The sequence below is a fragment of the Parvimonas micra genome, from assembly GCF_021300775.1.
Classification (GTDB): domain Bacteria; phylum Bacillota; class Clostridia; order Tissierellales; family Peptoniphilaceae; genus Parvimonas.
This window is the reverse complement of the sequence record NZ_JAJTJP010000001.1, coordinates 408,091-426,747: the sequence shown is the minus strand read 5'-3', so window position 1 is coordinate 426,747 and position 18,657 is coordinate 408,091. Positions and strand designations below refer to the sequence as shown.

General features: G+C 24.4%; 18 protein-coding genes. All 18 read right to left on the bottom strand.

Annotated elements, in window-relative coordinates:
- A complete protein-coding gene (gene smc / locus LW893_RS02135) occupies positions 1–3,537 on the bottom strand; it encodes a chromosome segregation protein SMC (protein ID WP_233055577.1) in 3,537 nt (1,178 codons plus the stop codon).
- Positions 3,527–4,606, bottom strand: a complete 1,080-nt coding sequence (locus tag LW893_RS02130; protein ID WP_233055576.1) for an elongator complex protein 3 — start codon at positions 4,604–4,606, stop codon at positions 3,527–3,529. Before LW893_RS02130 ends, smc begins: the two co-directional genes overlap by 11 nt.
- Positions 4,599–5,315, bottom strand: a complete 717-nt coding sequence (rnc, locus tag LW893_RS02125; protein ID WP_233055575.1) for a ribonuclease III — start codon at positions 5,313–5,315, stop codon at positions 4,599–4,601. The genes LW893_RS02130 and rnc overlap by 8 nt, the downstream gene beginning before the upstream one ends.
- Positions 5,316–5,326: 11 nt before the next feature.
- A complete protein-coding gene (locus LW893_RS02120) occupies positions 5,327–5,548 on the bottom strand; it encodes an acyl carrier protein (protein WP_233055574.1) in 222 nt (73 codons plus the stop codon).
- 2 nt (positions 5,549–5,550) lie between these two features.
- On the bottom strand, positions 5,551–6,543 hold the full coding sequence (plsX, locus tag LW893_RS02115; protein WP_233055573.1) for a phosphate acyltransferase PlsX: 993 nt from the start codon (positions 6,541–6,543) through the stop codon (positions 5,551–5,553).
- Positions 6,544–6,703: 160 nt separating this feature from the next.
- Entirely contained in the window at positions 6,704–8,518 is a 1,815-nt protein-coding gene (locus LW893_RS02110) for an aminotransferase class I/II-fold pyridoxal phosphate-dependent enzyme (RefSeq protein ID WP_233055572.1), read from the bottom strand.
- A gap of 13 nt (positions 8,519–8,531) precedes the next feature.
- Positions 8,532–9,575, bottom strand: coding sequence for a DUF1015 family protein (locus LW893_RS02105; RefSeq protein ID WP_233055571.1), 1,044 nt, complete (start codon positions 9,573–9,575; stop codon positions 8,532–8,534).
- Positions 9,576–9,710: 135 nt separating this feature from the next.
- Positions 9,711–10,853 (bottom strand): recombinase RecA, encoded by a 1,143-nt coding sequence (gene recA / locus LW893_RS02100; RefSeq protein ID WP_233055570.1) that lies wholly within the window; start codon positions 10,851–10,853, stop codon positions 9,711–9,713.
- 14 nt (positions 10,854–10,867) lie between these two features.
- Positions 10,868–11,410, bottom strand: a complete 543-nt coding sequence (gene pgsA, locus LW893_RS02095) for a CDP-diacylglycerol--glycerol-3-phosphate 3-phosphatidyltransferase (protein WP_233055569.1) — start codon at positions 11,408–11,410, stop codon at positions 10,868–10,870.
- Positions 11,394–13,748 carry a DNA translocase FtsK gene (locus tag LW893_RS02090; protein ID WP_233055568.1) on the bottom strand — a complete coding sequence of 785 codons (2,355 nt, stop codon included), beginning with the start codon at positions 13,746–13,748 and terminating at the stop codon, positions 11,394–11,396. The genes pgsA and LW893_RS02090 overlap by 17 nt, the downstream gene beginning before the upstream one ends.
- 11 nt (positions 13,749–13,759) lie before the next feature.
- Positions 13,760–14,191 (bottom strand): dUTP diphosphatase, encoded by a 432-nt coding sequence (gene dut / locus LW893_RS02085; protein WP_233055567.1) that lies wholly within the window; start codon positions 14,189–14,191, stop codon positions 13,760–13,762.
- Between the two features lie 66 nt (positions 14,192–14,257).
- Complete coding sequence (locus LW893_RS02080; RefSeq protein WP_233055566.1) at positions 14,258–15,403, bottom strand: hypothetical protein; 1,146 nt, start codon at positions 15,401–15,403, stop codon at positions 14,258–14,260.
- 1 nt (position 15,404) lies between these two features.
- Positions 15,405–15,947 carry a PilW family protein gene (locus LW893_RS02075; protein WP_233055565.1) on the bottom strand — a complete coding sequence of 181 codons (543 nt, stop codon included), beginning with the start codon at positions 15,945–15,947 and terminating at the stop codon, positions 15,405–15,407.
- Positions 15,925–16,260 carry a prepilin-type cleavage/methylation domain-containing protein gene (locus LW893_RS02070; protein WP_233055564.1) on the bottom strand — a complete coding sequence of 112 codons (336 nt, stop codon included), beginning with the start codon at positions 16,258–16,260 and terminating at the stop codon, positions 15,925–15,927. Before LW893_RS02070 ends, LW893_RS02075 begins: the two co-directional genes overlap by 23 nt.
- Complete coding sequence (locus LW893_RS02065; protein ID WP_233055563.1) at positions 16,250–16,672, bottom strand: type II secretion system protein; 423 nt, start codon at positions 16,670–16,672, stop codon at positions 16,250–16,252. Before LW893_RS02065 ends, LW893_RS02070 begins: the two co-directional genes overlap by 11 nt.
- Complete coding sequence (locus tag LW893_RS02060; protein ID WP_233055562.1) at positions 16,665–17,009, bottom strand: prepilin-type N-terminal cleavage/methylation domain-containing protein; 345 nt, start codon at positions 17,007–17,009, stop codon at positions 16,665–16,667. The genes LW893_RS02065 and LW893_RS02060 overlap by 8 nt, the downstream gene beginning before the upstream one ends.
- Positions 17,010–17,108: 99 nt before the next feature.
- Entirely contained in the window at positions 17,109–18,344 is a 1,236-nt protein-coding gene (locus tag LW893_RS02055) for an aminopeptidase (protein WP_233055561.1), read from the bottom strand.
- Between the two features lie 114 nt (positions 18,345–18,458).
- The gene (locus LW893_RS02050) at positions 18,459–18,590 is read right to left on the bottom strand and encodes a hypothetical protein (protein ID WP_313962445.1); all 132 of its coding nucleotides are present in this window, start codon (positions 18,588–18,590) and stop codon (positions 18,459–18,461) included.
- Positions 18,591–18,657: the final 67 nt, after the last annotated feature.

The window sequence follows — 18,657 nt, the reverse complement described above, 5'->3', positions numbered from 1 at the left end:
TTATTTTTTCTCCTTATTAAAAGTCATAGAAACTATTTTACTAACTCCTTTTTGTTCCATAGTTACACCATAAATCATATCAGCCATTTCCATTGTTGGCTTTCTATGAGTTATCATAATAAATTGAGTTTGTGTAAGATAATTTTTTAAATATTCTACATATCTAAGAATATTAGAATCATCCAAGGCTGCATCAACCTCATCAAGAATACAAAATGGAGATGGTCGTGTTTCAAATATTGCAAAAAGTAATGCTACGGCAGTTAATGCTTTCTCTCCACCAGACATTAATGATAAAGTCTGCATTTTTTTGCCAACAGGTTTTGCAACTATATCTATTCCGCAATTTAATATATCATCACTATCAAGTTCAAGTCTTGCTTCTCCACCATTAAATAAAATTTTAAAAATACTTGAGAAATTCTCATTAATATTCTTAAATTCAGTAATAAAAGTTTTCTTCATTGTATTTTCAAGTTTTAAGATAATTTTATTTATATCTTCAATAGAATTTTGTAAATCTATTTCTTGATTTTTTTGAAATTCTAATTCATTTTTAACTTTTTCAAATTCCTCAATAGAATCATAACTGAAAGATCCTAATTCTCTTAAATCTTCCTTTAATTGTTTTAGTTCATCCTTAGAGAAGCTTTCATTTTTATATAACTCCATTTTTTTTTCGCAACTTTCATAATTTAATGAGTACTCCTCACAGAGCCTATTTATTAAATTGGTAAATTGATCTTTTAAATTTGAAAGTCTTAGTTCATATTTCTCTATATCTTTTTCTAAAATTATATATTTCTCATTTAACTCTGTGTATTTATTTGAAATATCCTCGTTTTTAAGTACTAATTTTTTCTTTAAATTAGTATTATAATTAATAGAATTTGTTAGTTCATTTATTTTACTATCAAATTCAATTATCAAACTTTCTATTAGTTCAATTTCAGATAAATTAGTAATTAATTGGCTTTTAGAAGATTCTAATTCATTTTCTTTTAAATTTAATTTTCTCTCTATTGAAACTTTATTTTCTAATAAAATACTTTTTGAATTATTTAATATATTTAAATCTCTTTCCACAGTATCAAGATTATTTAAAATAAAAATTTCATTCTTTTCTAACTCAGAAATTTTATTTTTTATATCACTAATTTCTAAATTTACTAAATTTATATTATCATTTATAATTATAGAATTATTAGTCAATAATTGTAATTTATTTTCTTTTTCAGAGTTAAAAACTTGATGATTTTCATTATAACCATTGATCTCTTCAATTCTTTTTAAAATATTTGAAATATAAATTTCGTTTTTATATATTACTTTTTGAACATCATCTATTTTCAAATTATTACTTTCTTTATCGGAATTTATTAATAATAATTTTTCTCTAGTTTTTTCTAAGTTATTAACCAAAGTATCTATTATTTTAGTATTTTCTTTTAATGAAATTTCTAAACTATTTATTTCATATTGAGCATCATCTAATTGTTGTTTTCTCCCTATTAATGAAAAAGAATTTTTATTTGATTTATATCCACCAGAAATAGAACCCCAACTATTAATAACATCACCATCTAACGTTACAATTCTATATTTATTCTTATATTTTGTTGACAACTTAATGGCAATATCTAAATTTTCACATATTATAGTATTTGCTAAAAAATAATTAATTATATTTCTAATATCGTCATTACTAGTAATTACAGTATTTGCAAATGATAGTATATCATTATCTTTAAGATTATTAAGCTCTTTTTTAAATAAAATTTTTGAGATTGGAAAAAGATTAATTCTTCCTATTTTATTTTCTTTTATTTTTTCAATAATTTTTTTAGCTTCTAAATCATTATGAACCACAACTCCTTGTAAATTTGAAGAAAGAACAGTGTCTATTGCCTTTTTATATTTATCTTCTACAGATATTAAGTCACCAAGGGTTCCACATATCATTTTTTTTATGTCTTTCTCTTTTTCACAAAGTTTAAATAAATCTTGTATTGATTTACTATACCCATCATAATTTCTGATGTAATGTTTTAACATTAAAATTTCTTTATTTTTTAATGTAATTTCATTGCTAATAATAGAATTTTTACTTTTAAGTTTCTTAATTTCTTCTTCTAATTCATTTATACTTATAGTATATTTGTTTATCTTTAAATTTTTATTATCTTGTTCTTTCAAATATGAATCTAAAAGTACCTTATTTTTATATACTAAGTTTTCAAGTTCTAGCTTTTCAATATTTAATTTTTTTGTTTCCTCAATATTTTCTTCTATTTTCTTTTTTATTGAATAAGATATTAACTCACTGGCTTTTTTTTCAGTTTCCAAGTCGTTTATACTATTTTCAATATTTTCTTTTTCTATGAGTAAATTTTCAAAAATATTTGTCTTAAACTCTAGTTCTTCTATTTTATTAGATAACATATCTTTTAAATTATTCTTATCTTTAGAAAGAATATTTAATTTTTTTGATTTTTCATAAATTTGAGTATCTATTTCAGCAATTTCTGAATTAATTTTTTCTAAATTAGATTTATACTCTTCTTTTATGTCTAAAGATTGTTCATTATTTAACTTTATAAACTTATTTCTTTCGTTTAAAACATTTTTTTTATTTACAATATCATTCTTTAGACTAGTAATTTTATTTAACTCTTTTATATCTTTTTCTACTAAACTAGTTATATTATTAAGTTCTTCTTTAAGAGGAGCTATTTTTATTTTTACATCATCTAATTCTTTACTAATATCAGAAAATTCCTCTTTACTAATTTTTAAAGTTTCTGTGAATTTATTAAAATTACTATTTAAATAATTATATTCTTTATATGATATAGAAAATTCAGCCTTTTCAATATTTTGTAATAAAGATATACCAGTTTTTGCTTTTATTGATTGCCCCTTTAAAAAAGTGTATCTATTTTCATTTTGAATTATTATATCTCTAAGTCTTGTTAAATTATCCTTAGCTTTGAATAATTTTTTTTGAGACTCATTTTTCTGATATTTAATCTTAGATATACCAGAAGCTTCTTCAAAAATTTCACGTCTATCTTCTGATTTCCCATTGATAATTTCTTCTATACGCCCTTGACCTATAATAGAATAGCCTTCTCTACCAATTCCAGTATCTAAGAATAATTCTCGAACTTCTTTTAATCTAACATTAGATTTGTTTATAAAATAATCACTTTCTCCAGATCTATATAATTTTCTAGCTATTGTTACCTCTTTAAAATCTATTGGAATAATATTATCAGAGTTATCAAAAGTTATACTAACAGTGGAGTAATTTTTTTTGATTTTATGATCTGTTCCGGAAAAAATAACATCTTCCATTTTACTTCCCCTTAAAGTCTTAGCGCTTTGTTCACCTAAAACCCATCTAACAGCATCAGCAACATTACTTTTTCCGCTTCCATTTGGTCCAATAATAGCAGTAATATTTGTCTCAAAATCAAGTTTAATCTTATCAGCAAATGATTTAAAACCATTTATTTCAATACTTTTAAGTCTCATTAATTCTCCTTAAAATAATATTATTAAAAAAATAATCTATATAATCATTAATATTTACTATGTTATCATTCATTTTTAAAATCTTCTTATCTAAATTATGTGTTTTTATATCTATATTAATATTATACTTTTCTTTAAAATATTTTACATTTGATTTTTTATTTCCAGTAATTTTAGAAATTTCACTATTATAACACTCAATTTTACATGTATTTTTTATGTTATATAAACAAATAAATTTTTCTATTATATCTTTATAAATTGATGATTCAACTAATTCACGAAACGCTGGATGGTATGGTCCCGCAACTATATCACCATCTTCTGAAATATTATCACTACTTTGTAATCCAAGTCTTATAATTGGTATTTTATAATATTCAAATACAATATAAACATATTTACACAAATAAATAGAATCTTCAAGACTCATTGGTTTATATTTTTTTAAATAATAAAGTCTTTCCAATTCTGTATCTTTAATGGTAAGTGTAGGATAAATTCTTACAAAATTAGGTTTAATTTTACACAACTTAAATGCGGTATTAAGCACTGTTTCAAATGTATCTCCATAAAGACCTACCATCATTTGTAAACCTAATTTAATATCATATTTCTTTATTAATGAAGATGATTCATATACACAGTCTACATTATGACCTCTATTATTTAAATCTAAAGTACACTTAGTCATAGATTGAACACCTAATTCAATCGTGTTAACATTGTATTGTTTTAAAACTTCTAGAATTTCTTTATTTATATAATCAGGTCTAGTAGATATTCTGATTGAATTAATTATTCCTCTATCTATATAATATTTAGCTATTTCTAAATATCGAATCATCAAGTTTTTATGTATTCCAGTAAAACTTCCTCCATAAAAAGCAATTTCTATTGGAATTGACTTATTTTTAAAATATTGGATATATTTTTCTATATTTTTTCTCATTTCTTTTTCATCAAGAACATCAACAAAATCCGTTATTTTTCTTTGATTACAAAAAATACAGTCATGAGGACATCCCATATGTGGAACAAAAATTGGTATAATGTTACATTTATTCACTTATGGCTCCTGCTTTTAATAAAGCATCTCTAGCAGCCTGTTGTTCTGCCTGCTTTTTATTTTTTCCAGTTCCATATCCGGATATAATATCATCAATACTTACACACATATCAAATTCTTTATCATGATCTGGTCCTCTTTCAGCGATTAATGTATATAATATTTTAGTTGAAGACCCTTTGTGAAAATATTCTTGTAAATAACTTTTATAATCTTTTATAAAAATATTTTTGTTGATTCTATAAACTACAGTGTCAAAGAAAAATTTATTTGCAATTTCAGTTACAATTTCCATACCTCCGTCAAGATATAATGCACCAAAAAGTGCTTCAAATGTATCTGCTAATATACTATTTCTATCTCTTCCACCAAAACTATCTTCACCTTTACCTAGCAGAAGATATTTTCCTAAATTGAAAATCCTAGCGGCATATGAAAAAGATTCTTCACATACAATTTTACTTCTTATTTTTGTTAAATACCCCTCATCCGAATCAGGAAATTGACTGTATAATTCTACACTAACAACAAATCCCAAAACTACGTCTCCTAAAAATTCAAGCCTCTCATTTGAGATTTTAACGTCCTTATATTCATTTAAATAAGATCTATGAACAAATGCCAAATTCAATAATTCTAAATCCTTAAATTGATATCCGAGCACTCCCATTAACTCTTCTAGTAATTTTATTCTTTCTTTAGTAATCATTGAAATCCCTCTTAGATATTTTTTTCTATATAATCTACCAAGTCTCTAACAGTTACAATTGAACGAATAGTTTCTTCATCTAATTCTAAGTTATATTCATCTTCAATATCCATAATAACACTTAATACTTTTATAGAATCAGCTTGTAAATCTTCTCTAAATTTAGTATCTAAATTAATTTCTTTTCCTTTAAATGAATTTTGCAGAAACTCCTTAACTTTTTCAAAAATCATTATTATTCTCCTCTCTCAATTTCTTTTGCAATTTTTGAATTAATATCTTTTTTTATAAAATCAACCATTGAACCTATACCTGAAACAACAGCTTTTTCATCACTACTTCCATGTCCTTTAAAAACTACTTTTTTTAATCCTAACATTGGACATGCTCCATATTCTTTATAGTCTAATGTTTTTTTTAATTTTTTCATTGGGGATTTTATTAATAGTCCTCCAATTTTACCAATAAATGATGACATTAAAGTTTTTTTCATATTTTCTAAAATGAATTTTGCTGAACCCTCAATTGTTTTAAGTAGTATATTTCCATGAAATCCATCACAAACAACTACATCAACATCTCCGTTAAAAATATCTCTAGATTCAATATTTCCTACAAAATTCATGTTTTCTTTTTCTAAAGCGGCGTATGTTTCTTTTAAAACTTTTGTTCCTTTTCCATTCTCACTTCCAATATTTAATAAAGCTACTTTAGGGCTTAATTTATTTAAAGTTTCTCTAGCATAAATATTTCCCATTATCGCAAATTGTTTTAAAATCTCAACAGTACAATCAATATTAGCGCCTAAATCTAACAAAATCATTCTATCCTTATTAGTAGGCAAAGTAATAGTTAAAGCAGGTCTTTCTACATTTTCCATTCTCTTTGCTATAAGAAGTCCCGAAACTAATACAGCTCCCGTACTTCCAAAAGATATTAAACCATCTGCATTTCCCTTATCTAAATATTTCATTCCTAATACAATAGAAGAATCTTTCTTTTTTCTTACAGCAAAAGTTGGTTCTTCGTTATTCAAAATATATTCATGTGTGTCAATTATCTCTAATCTATCTCTTAAATCATTATCAATTTCTATTTTTTTTAATATTTCCTGTGGCCCAATAACTACAAAAGACAAGTCTTTGTGTAATTTACTAGTTTCTATTACTCCTTTGAAAATTGTTTCAGGTCCTTTATCAGATCCTAATAAATCTACTATAATTTTCATAATTACCTCCAATACTAATACACTTTAGTATATCATATTTATAAGTATTATACAATTATCTAGAAATATTTTAATTTTTTATTTTTTTATATATATAAAATGAAAAAACAGTATTTTCAATTAATTATTAATATAATACTGTTTCATTAGTAATATTAAATTATATACTGCTAAAATATTTCTTAAAAGCTAAAACTAATCTTTTATTATCTTCAATATTTCTCACAGCTACTCTTATATATTCTTTACCATTAGATAACTTAGGAGTCAAATCTTTAATTAAAATATTATAATCTTCAAGCATTTTTGAGCATAAATCTAATGATGTTCCTTTTGTTAATTCTACTGTAAAATAATTTGCTTCAGAAGGAATAACCTTTAATTCTTTAATACAATTTAAATCATTAAAAAATACTTGTCTAGAATTTTTTATTTCTAATAAAGCTTTTTGATACTCTTTCTTATACTTATCATATATTTGTAGGTAATATTCTCCAAAAGAATTAATATTCCAAATAGACACATCTTTCTTTATCATTTTTATTGTTGATGTATTTGACGTTGCTAAAATTCCTAAACGAAGTCCTGGAACCCCATATGATTTAGAAATACTTTTTACAACAATAAAGTCATTATAAATATTCAAAATATCATCATATAAAAACGTTGAATCTTTTTCTTCAGCAAAATCAACAAAACTTTCATCTAAAATAAATTTTATTTTTTTAGACTTTGCCCATTCAATTAACGTAAAAATATCTTTTTTACATATATAATTTCCTGTTGGATTATCTGGATTAATCAAAATTAACGCATCAATATCTTTGTCTGAAAAATAATTTATTAAATCACTAGCAGTATAAGATAAATAATTGTTTTTTGGATTAAATACTATTATTTTGTTGGAATCATGACGATTTGGATATTCTTCAAAAGTAGGTCTAATAATACCTATATTTCCCTCAATTTTTTCAATAATTGATTTAATTAGCTCAGCAGCACCATTACCAACTATAATATTATCTTTTTTTATATCAAAAATTTTAGAAACTAACGATGAATTTACATTTAGACCTGATGGGTACTGTTCAAGTAAAACTTTAAAATTATATTTTAGTTCATCAACTAATTTTTTTGGTGGAAAGTAAGGATTAACTAAATAACAAAAATCTAGTAATTTTGGATATCTCCAGTAGCCCCCAAATCTCTTTTGATATTTTTCTAGTTTTTCATAACTACCAGAAAATATAGAAGATGCTATATCTAAATCTTGTTCATCATCTATCTCATACCATTTAACACCATCTGAAATTACTTTTGCAAGTATATGATTTTTTCCTAAATCTATTATTATTTTTAATACAGTTTCATAATAATCATTTCTTCCATTTGCACTCATGAAAGCTTCTAGAAATGGAAAATAAATATCTTTTGAAAAAGTTTTAGAAAACTTATAAATATTAATTGTTTTATAATAATTATCTGCATCATTAAAATCAAATAATTTTCCAGGAACAAAATCAGTAATTTCTTCTTTCTCATTAATTTTTATACATGTACCATCCATCCATCTTTCGTACTTATCCACTAGTGCTAAATTTTCACGAGGATCATTTAGTATATCATTGATAATCTGCTCTTCAAATATTAAATCTGATTCAAGTAAAATACTATCATCATTAACCATTTCTTCTTTTGCTAGGTACATTGAATAAATATTATTTGTTTTATTGTATATTTCATTATTTATAAAAGTTAACTTTGTATTTAACTTCAAAGATTTTATATAATTTACAAAAAAATCACTTTTGTATCCTGTAACAATTACAATTTTTGTAAGATTTTTTTTATCCAAAATTCTAAGCATTCTTTCAATTAGTGAAACACCATTTACTTCAACCATGGATTTTGTGTGGTTTTCCGTTAATTTTTTCAGTCTGCTTCCTAGACCTGCTGCTAAAATAACTGCTTGCATTTATACACCTCGCTTATTTATATTTCTTAAAAACTAAAAATGAAGGAAATTTTGGAATAAAAAATGTAGATTTTGGCGGTAGTATGCATACTTCATCGGCAAGCTTCATAAACTCATCAGCATCCATAGGACATAACTCTATAAGCACTTCACTATTAGTTAAGTTTTTTTTAACAAATTTTAAATCATCATCACCTATATATTCAACGTTTGAAAAATTAAGAATTCTAAATGCTGTTGATATTATTTGTGTATTCATTCTATAGACATCATTATTCCAGAATAAATCATTTTCTGTATCTTTTAACTTTACTAAAAAAGAATCTCTTTGATAGGATATCTTAACGAATCCTTTTTTTAATTCTTCATCATCATGAACTTCTAAAAATGTACCCATAAATTGTTTTGCTTTTTCAAAAGAAGTAGCGTCCATATTTTTGATCATTCTATGGATAGGAGAAATTTTAACTTGTGAAAACCCTAAAAAACATGATAAAACACTGGCCTTATCTTTTAGCATAGATGAGGCATATAATCTATGATGTCCATCTGCAACGTACATCTGATCTATTTTTGAAAATTTATCTAATATCTCTCTAGCTTCATCATTATAATAAGCGTATAAATCAATATTTTCAAAATGATACTCTCTTTTATATTTTTTATTATTTAGTATTTTTTTATAGTCAATTTCTTCTTTATGAACAATAAAAACAGGAGCTGTTTCTGAATTATATTCATGATAATTTGCAATCATTCCTTGAATAATATCAGGTAATACTAGTTCATGACATTTGATTTTTTCAGAAGTGTATTCTTCAATTGGTAAATCAGCCAAAATTCCATATGAATTAAAATATTTAAAAATATATATACACTCATTATTTCTTTCTATTGGTTGAGAATTCAGTTTATCTTTACTTCTTTTTGATAAAAACAAAGTACTCTCATCAAAGCTTATTTTATCTTCCTTAATTTTTGTCATACTAATAAAATCTGAGTCATATATATTATTAGAAATATTGATAAAACTATCCTTTAATAATTTAATCTTCATAAAACCTCCTCAGTAATTCTATTTAATAATTATTTACTAAGTACAAAACTATATTTATTATATCATAATAAGAAATAAAAATCATCTTAATATACAATGAAAAAGATGAGTTTGTTACTCATCTTTTAAATAATATTATTCTATTATTAAATCATCTAATAGTAATTCTTCTGAATTTTCTATATCTTCTTCAAATGAAGAAACTTCTACTTCATCAGGAACATCTTTCTTTTCATAATCTATAGCATATGCAGCATAAATTTTTTCTTTGATTTCTTCAAGAAAAGCTGGATGTTCTTCTAAATAAACTTTAGCTTTTTCTTTTCCTTGACCTAATTTAAGATCTCCACAACTATACCATGCACCAGATTTTTTAATTATATTTTTATCTGATGCCATATCTACTATAATTCCTAATTTAGAGATACCTTCTCCAAATATTATATCAAATTCACATGTTTTAAATGGTGGTGCCATTTTATTTTTAACTACTTTTACTTTTGTTTTTGCACCATAAGGTTCTCCATCACCTTGTTTTAATTGTTCAGCACGTCTTATATCAATTCTAACACTTGCATAGAATTTTAAAGCTCTACCACCAGTTGTAGTTTCAGCAGGACCACCACCAGCATAAGGATTAGTAGATATATTTGATCTTAATTGGTTTATAAATACAACTGTAGTATTTGATTTTGAAATAATACCAGCTAATTTTCTTAATGCTTGACTCATTAGTCTGGCATGTAAACCCATATGAGAATCTCCCATATTACCTTCTATTTCTGCTCTAGGAACAAGTGCAGCTACAGAGTCAACGATTACTAAATCAATTCCAGAACTTCTAACTAATGCTTCTACTATAGCTAAGGCTTGTTCTCCTGTATCAGGTTGAGAAATAAGTAAATTATCAACATCTACACCCAATTTTCTTGCATATTCTGGATCTAGAGCGTGTTCAGCATCAATAAATGCTGCAACTCCACCTGATTTTTGTGCTTCAGCAATTATATGTAATGTTAAAGTTGTCTTACCAGATGATTCTGGTCCATATATTTCTACAATTCTTCCTTTAGGAATTCCTCCAATCCCTAATGCAATATCTAAATTCATAGCACCTGTACTAATTGATTCAACATTTAATTTTGGCGCATCACCCATTCTCATAATTATTCCTTTACCAAAATCTTTTTCAATTTTTTCAAGTGCTATTGATAAAGCTTTTTTTCTTTCATCTTTATCTTCTATTCTTTCGAATTTATCTGTTTTCTTTATAGCCATTATTTCCTCCTAAATTATATATTTTTTAAATCTAAAACTTTCAAATTTTTCCAAATGTAATCTATCGCTGACATAACTGTGAATACAACTGATATATACCACAATATCCTATCAATATTCATTGGAATCTTAATAAAATTCGTTGAGTTTAGAAGTATAAAACTAATTGCAAAAAGTTGAGTTATAGTTTTTATTTTTCCATAAATACTAGCCGATATTACAATTCCATTAGTTGCTGCAATTAATCTAAAACCTGATATTATAAATTCTCTAGCTAAAACAATACAAACCATCCAAGCTTCAACTTTCCCGAACTGAACAAGCATTACTAATGCTGAGCAAGCAAGAATTTTGTCTGCAAGCGGATCCATAAATTTTCCAAATGTTGTAACCAAATTTCTACTTCTAGCTAAATATCCATCCAACATATCTGTTATTGATGCTATAATAAAAATTAAAAAACCTAATATATTATCAATTCCTAAAATCAGTAAACTCATAATAAAAATTGGTACTAAAAAAATTCTAAACAAAGTTAATTTATTTGCTATATTCATTAGTATCCCCTTTCTTCATTTCTAAGTAATCATACCCAACTAATATTTTTCTAGGTTTACTACCTTCCTGCTTACCTACTATCATTCTACTTTCCATCTCATCAATTATTCTACCCGCTCTAGCATATCCAATTTTCATCTTACGTTGAAGTAGGGATATTGAAGCTGAATTTTCCTCTAAAACAATTTTTACCGCATCATAAAATAAATCATCTACATCATCATCTTCAGAATTATCTAAATTAGATACTTCAGATTCAATATTTCTAATTATTTCCTCATCATAAATGACATCATTACTTTGTTCTTTAATATTATTTACTACTGCTTCAACCTCACTATCAGAAACAAAACATCCTTGAATTCTAATAGGTTTTGAAACTCCTGATGGATTAAATAGCATATCTCCTCTACCAAGTAATGTTTCAGCACCAGATGCATCTAATATTGTTCTTGAGTCAATTTGAGAAGAAACTTGGAAAGAAATTCTTGATGGTATATTAGCTTTAATTGTTCCTGTTATAACATCTACAGATGGTCTTTGAGTTGCTACGATTAAATGGATACCACAAGCTCTTGCCATTTGAGCTAGCCTGCATATATATGATTCAACTTCATTAGCACTTACCATCATTAAATCTGATAATTCATCTATAATTATAACTAAGTATGGTAATTTTTCCAATTCATCTATTTTTTGTTTTTCATTATATCCTTTGATGTCTCTAACTTGATTATCAGAGAATAGTGAATATCGTCTTTCCATTTCTCTAACAGCCCAATTTAATGCTGCACTCGCTTTTTTAGAATCAGTAACAACTGGTATAGCAAGATGTGGAATGTTATTATATATTTTTAGTTCAACAACTTTAGGATCGATTAGTATCATTTTTACATCTTCAGGAGATGATTTATATAATATGCTCATTATCAATGTATTTATACAAACTGATTTTCCTGAACCTGTTGCTCCAGCAATTAACATATGTGGCATTTTATCAATAGATGAAACTATAATATCACCGGAAATTGTCTTACCTAAAGCCATTGGCATCTTAGAAGTAGAATTTTGATACTCTTTAGATGATAAAATTTCCTTTAAAGATACATTTTCTTTTAATGTATTTGCTACTTCTATTCCTATAGCAGATTTACCTGGAATCGGAGCTTCTATTCTTATATCTGAAGATGCTAAGGCTAATGATAAATCATCTGCCAAATTAACAATTTTATTAACCTTAACTCCCATATCTGGTTGTAATTCAAAACATGTTACAGTTGGCCCCTTATTAATTCTTACAACTTTGGCTCCAACACCAAAACTTTTTAATGTTGTTTCTATCTTTCTAGCTCTATCCTTTAAAGTTGATTCAGATTCTGTTTCTTTATTTTTACTGCCTTTTAGTAAATTTAAAGATGGAATTTTATATTCTATTTTTTTACCTTCAGAAGTATCCATTTTTATATCTATTGTTTCTGTATTTATTTTATTTTCTTTGTCTTTTCTTTCTTTATTTAATTCATTATCATCAGGAAATAAATTAAAACTATCTAGTAAATTATCTTTTTCAAGTTCTTCAATTTCAACGTCATTTTCGTTCGATAGTCCATTATTATGATCTGACACAATTATTTCTTCATCATAAATGACATCATTACTTTGTTCCATATCATTTACACTATCGACGATTACCACATTTCCCTCATTTTTTAATTCATTTAAATTATTATTTTGAGCTTTTCTTTCTTTATAACTTAAATATCTTTCATGTATTGTATTATATAATTTTATAATATTAATTTTTAAAATTTTCAAAAAATCTATAAAAGTTATATCTAAAAATGATAATATTAAGAATAATGCTATTATAAATGTAAATACGTATAATCCTATTGTTCCAATCATTATATTATAAAAATATCCTAAAATAGCCCCTAAATAACCACTACCTTTTGGAGCAGTACTTTGAGCAATAGAAAATTTAATCGATAAATTATTTGAAGTGTTATTAGATAAGTCAACTATACCCATATAATTAAAAAAGACAAGTAATCCCATTATACTACGGTTCTTATTTTTTTTATTTAATTTACCAAGAATAACAACTGTATAAATTATTTCCATAATTATTAGAAATATGATATATGTACCTCCAAAAAGTTTTTGAAATACATTTTTAATAATGTTACCTAAGAAACCGGTATTAGAAAAAATAGAAAATATAATAAAAAAAGTATTTAATAAAAGCAATCCTAAAATCGTATTTCTATATAATACTTTATCTTTATTTAGATTTGTTTTTTTTGTTTTTGATCTTGTTTTTCTTTTATTATTCATTTACTCCCCTTTTAGTATCCTGTATGTCCAAATCCACCTTTATCTCTAGATGTATCAGATAATTCTTCTACAAGTTTAAAGTCAGCTCTCTCATATTTTGCAATAATCATTTGAGCAATTCTATCATTATTTTTAATAGTATATTCTTTATCTGAAATATTTACAATTAAAACCTTGATTTCTCCTCTATAGTCACTATCTATAGTACCAACACCATTAGCCATAGTTATACCATGTTTTAAACTCATTCCACTTCTAGCCCTAATTTGTCCTTCATAACCAACTGGTATTTCAAGGAACAATCCCGTTGGAACGGCTACTCTTTCTAAAGGTTTAACTATTAAATCTTCAACTAAATTTGCTCTTAAATCAAACCCAGAAGCTCCTTCTGTTGCATAAGATGGGTTTTCATTTTTACTTCTATTTATTATTTTAATTTCCAATTAAATTCCCTCCAAAAAATTCATTTTAACAGATATAGTATATCAAATTTATTAATTTTAATCAAACTACTTTACATCATTGTTATCTATTTTTTCTAAATAAAAATTATTACTAATTTTAATAAATCTAGCTGTAATATCCAAAATTTCTGGAGAAAATTTGTATTTACTATTTAACTTATTTTTAGAGAATAAAACACCTTCAAAATCTATTTTAATATCGTTTATTTTAGTATTATTTACTAATATACCATATACTTTTGGAACTTTATTAGTTACAACTATTTCATCATTTTGATCTAATTTTATATTACAATATATTTCAATATTTTTGTCAAAATCTAAATATAATTTATTTTTAATATCAATATTAATAGAATTTTTAATATATTCTGAATTTTCTAAAAGATATGATTCAATAAAATTATTTTTTGAGCAATTCTTTAAGTTATTATTTTTAATAAAATCTTCAATATCGGATAAATTAATATCCAAATTTATCATTTCAAATCCTTTACTACTAAAATAACTATTCAACAATTTTTTATATTGTTCCTCATATATTATATAAATTTTATCATTATAATTGTAAATACGTAAATCTTTAATAAAGTTATATTGAATTTCGTTAGAAAAAATTCGTTCGTATAACTTAGATGTATTACTATTTAATGCAATATAATAGTTATCATTAAGATTTTTCTTTCGTCCTTCAATATAGTTTTTAATTTGTATATCAAATAAATAATTTTCAATTCTATTTAAATCTACTATTCTATATTCTACTAATTGATTATCAAATCTTACTTCAAAAAAAATTTCATATTGACGAAGATAATATGGATGTGATGTTTTTTGATTATCATAAAAGTTTAACTTTTTCTTTATCTTATTACTATTTAAAGTTATATGATAATTCTCAAAAAAATTATCTATATCATTTATATTGTTTACTTTTAAGAGTTCATCTAGCTTAATATTAATACTAAAATTTTCTCTATTGTTAATTTTATTATTTATAAAATTTAAAGTTGCTTTAGTACTTAAAATATCTTCCATACTTAAATTTTTAAACTTATTAATAACTAATTTTTCTTTTGAATTATTTTTGTTATATGAACTAATTGTTCTATGATATATCGATAAAAAGAATATCATTACCAATGAAAAAACCAATAACACTATAGGCATAATATAAGATTTAAATTTCATATTAATCTTCTCCATTTATATAATCATATTTTATATTTTTTAGTAAAATATACTTAAAATATTCTTTGTTATTAAACGAATATCTTAAAACCAAGTAATCCTCAAAATATTCCACGTCAAAAAAATCTAAATCATTAATCAATAAATTATTACCATAATTAGTAGAATTTAAAGTATCTTTAGATATTCTTCTTATTTCATATTTATTTCCAACTTTTATTTTTTTATATTCAATATCATTTACTTTTGTAATAGTATTTGATGATTTTTCGCTTAAATAAGAACTATATCTATATTTTTTTATTTTAATACCATCTGAAGAAATTTTTGTTAAAACTGAATCAGTAATCTCATTTTCCATATATTCCATTGAGTAGTGAATCTGCTCTAATTTTGAAAAATTTTTTCGTTGATTTAAATTAGCAAAATATATTCCAAAAAAAATATATATACAACACAATATAATAATACTAGAAACTGCAATTGTTATTAAAAGCTCTAATAATGTAAAAGACTTAGTTTTATTTTGATATATATATTTCATATATTTTCTCCATGTCTTCTATGTAATTAATTTTTATATTATATAATTCGCCTAAATCAAAAATTTTAATTTCAAATTTATTTAAATCTACATCATTTAATATTTCGAAATTTCTTTTTATATTATTTTTTATAATAACTACTGTATTTTCTAAATCTGTTAATTTGTTAATATTTTTTGCATTTTCCTTTTGTATATGTAAAAAATTATTAATACCAGAAATTATATAAATACTAATTATTGACAGTATAAAAATCGCAAAAATACATTCTATCATTGTAAATGACTTCATTTTATAATTTCTATTTTTCATTTATTATCACATTTATAAATCCGGTTACTGGTCTTACTCTTATTTCATAAAATTCTTTATCATAATAAAATTTAAAAGTCTTTCCCTCACTTGGAATACCTCTGTTATTAAAATCTAATTGAATACTATTTAAAATATTTAAATTTTTACAATAAATTTTTTTAAAAAAATAACCTTCAGATTTTATATCAAAAGTATTATCATGCGAATTTGTTTTAATAACTACTATCTTCTTATTTTCTATGGAAAAGACTTTTGCATTTTCTATACTTTCTGCTATAATTTTTAGTTCCTCTAAAGCCATTGTTTTTTTATTATTAATAAAGTTTACTCTAATAACTAAAATCATAACAGAAATAATTGCTAAACAGACGATTAATTCAATAAGAGTAAATGATTTTCTCTTAATCATCTTTTTCAACTGATGGTGTTACTATAATATCACCATTTTTGATCTCTACTTTATAAGCTGTTCCTTTAATTGACTTAGGTAATTTTGGAATTTCTTTAACATATTTTTTAGCAACTAAATCATCAGTTATATCCTTATCAGATTCAACTTTTTCTTCTGTTAAGTATCTAAGTCCTGCTACTTCCAATACTTTTACATTAGCTGCATGCGCAGTTTTATCTGCTTTTACCCTAGAATTGTTATACCTAGGAACTGCTATTAATATTAATATAGCAAGTATAGCAATAACAACCAATAGTTCAATTAATGTAAATGCTTTTTTCTTTGCTTTACTCATAATCAAAATCCTCCTAAAAATTTTTAAAATAGTTTATATTTAATATAAACTTATTTATTCTAATTAATAAAAAAATGCAGGAAAATTCCTGCATTAATTTTAATTTGACCAATTACCGTTAGTAAATACAGGAATCTCATTTCCAGAGTCAGTTATTCCAACAATATTTAAAGTTTCATCTCCAACCATAAAGTCAACATGAACTAAACTATCATTAGCACCTTTATCTTTAAGCTCTTCTTCTGTCATTTTTTCACCATCCTTTAAACAAGTTGGATATGCTTTACCTAAAGCTAAATGGCATGATGCATTTTCATCGTAAAGAGTTTCAAAAAACATTGTGTTTGTATTTGAAATCGGAGAATCAAATGGTACTAAAGCAACTTCACCTAAAGACAAAGCACCTTCATCAGTTTCTAATAGAGATTTCAATACATCATAACCTTTTTCTGCATTATAACTAACAACTTTTCCGTTTTTAAATTCTAACTTAAATTCATCTATAATATTTCCATTGTAATTTAAAGCCTTTGTACTATATACAATACCATTAATACCATCTTTATGTGGAAGGGTAAAAACTTCTTCTGTTGGCATATTGGCTGTAAAACTAACACCTTTTGAATTAAAACCACTTCCAGCAGCATTCCATACATGATTTTGTGGTAATTCAATTCTTAAGTTAGTTCCCTTGTCACTTGTATATTTTAGATATTTAAATTGTTTTTCATTTAAATATTTTGCCCTGCAACTAAGTTCATTAATATGTTCTTCCCAACCTTTAACAGAGTCACCTTCACCTATTCTAGAAGTATAAAAAATTAATTCCCATAACTTATTAACGGCTTCTGTTTCTGATAAAAGTGGAAATACTACTTTTGCCCATGCTACTGTAGGTGCACCAACAACACACCATGAATTTTTATCTGCCATTAGTGAGGATGAAAAATATTTCATAGCTTTTGAATTAGCAATACTACTAGCTTTAATTTTATTTATATCTAAACCATCTAAATTATTTGGATCATCTCCAATAACTGAAATAAATACTGCATTACTATCAATATAATCAGTAAATTGATCAACTGTCCATTGTTTAACATCAGAAAGAGTTTCTATACTAGCATATTCAAATTTTTGTCTTGTTATTATATCATCTCTCCAAACAACATTAACATTTCCAGCTCCAACTTTATAAGCTTCTTCAGATAATTCTCTAACTAAATCTTTTGCTTCAATATTAGCTCTTATAACTACTAATTGATCCTTTTGAACATTTGCTCCAACTTTTATTATAGTTTCAGCATATTTCTTTAATTTTTCTTTAAATTCCATAACCTTCTCCTTGACTTATACTATAATTTAATTATACACTATTTTATTAAAAATGCAAACCTTAACAAAACAATCTATATTTTTAATTAAAAATATATTTTATTAAATCTATAATTAGAATCCATTTATTATTATATTACATATTAAATGAGCGGTCATAGGCACATAAATATTTCTTATTTTTATATAAGAAACACTAAAAGGCAAAGCCCAAATCATACATAAAAAAATACCCCACAATTTCAACGAATGTTCTAAAGCAATTAAAATCTTTGATAAGAACGGGGTAAATATTAGAATCTTATTATTTTTA

Coding starts and splice junctions, on each gene's coding strand:
- smc (WP_233055577.1), bottom strand. CDS start 3,537: ATGAGACTTAAAAGTATTGAAATAAATGGTTTTAAATCATTTGCTGAT.
- rnc (WP_233055575.1), bottom strand. CDS start 5,315: ATGATTACTAAAGAAAGAATAAAATTACTAGAAGAGTTAATGGGAGTG.
- LW893_RS02120 (WP_233055574.1), bottom strand. CDS start 5,548: ATGATTTTTGAAAAAGTTAAGGAGTTTCTGCAAAATTCATTTAAAGGA.
- plsX (WP_233055573.1), bottom strand. CDS start 6,543: ATGAAAATTATAGTAGATTTATTAGGATCTGATAAAGGACCTGAAACA.
- LW893_RS02110 (WP_233055572.1), bottom strand. CDS start 8,518: ATGCAAGCAGTTATTTTAGCAGCAGGTCTAGGAAGCAGACTGAAAAAA.
- LW893_RS02105 (WP_233055571.1), bottom strand. CDS start 9,575: ATGAAGATTAAATTATTAAAGGATAGTTTTATCAATATTTCTAATAAT.
- recA (WP_233055570.1), bottom strand. CDS start 10,853: ATGGCTATAAAGAAAACAGATAAATTCGAAAGAATAGAAGATAAAGAT.
- pgsA (WP_233055569.1), bottom strand. CDS start 11,410: ATGAATATAGCAAATAAATTAACTTTGTTTAGAATTTTTTTAGTACCA.
- LW893_RS02090 (WP_233055568.1), bottom strand. CDS start 13,748: ATGAATAATAAAAGAAAAACAAGATCAAAAACAAAAAAAACAAATCTA.
- LW893_RS02080 (WP_233055566.1), bottom strand. CDS start 15,403: ATGAAATTTAAATCTTATATTATGCCTATAGTGTTATTGGTTTTTTCA.
- LW893_RS02075 (WP_233055565.1), bottom strand. CDS start 15,947: ATGAAATATATATATCAAAATAAAACTAAGTCTTTTACATTATTAGAG.
- LW893_RS02070 (WP_233055564.1), bottom strand. CDS start 16,260: ATGAAAAATAGAAATTATAAAATGAAGTCATTTACAATGATAGAATGT.
- LW893_RS02065 (WP_233055563.1), bottom strand. CDS start 16,672: ATGATTAAGAGAAAATCATTTACTCTTATTGAATTAATCGTCTGTTTA.
- LW893_RS02060 (WP_233055562.1), bottom strand. CDS start 17,009: ATGAGTAAAGCAAAGAAAAAAGCATTTACATTAATTGAACTATTGGTT.
- LW893_RS02055 (WP_233055561.1), bottom strand. CDS start 18,344: ATGGAATTTAAAGAAAAATTAAAGAAATATGCTGAAACTATAATAAAA.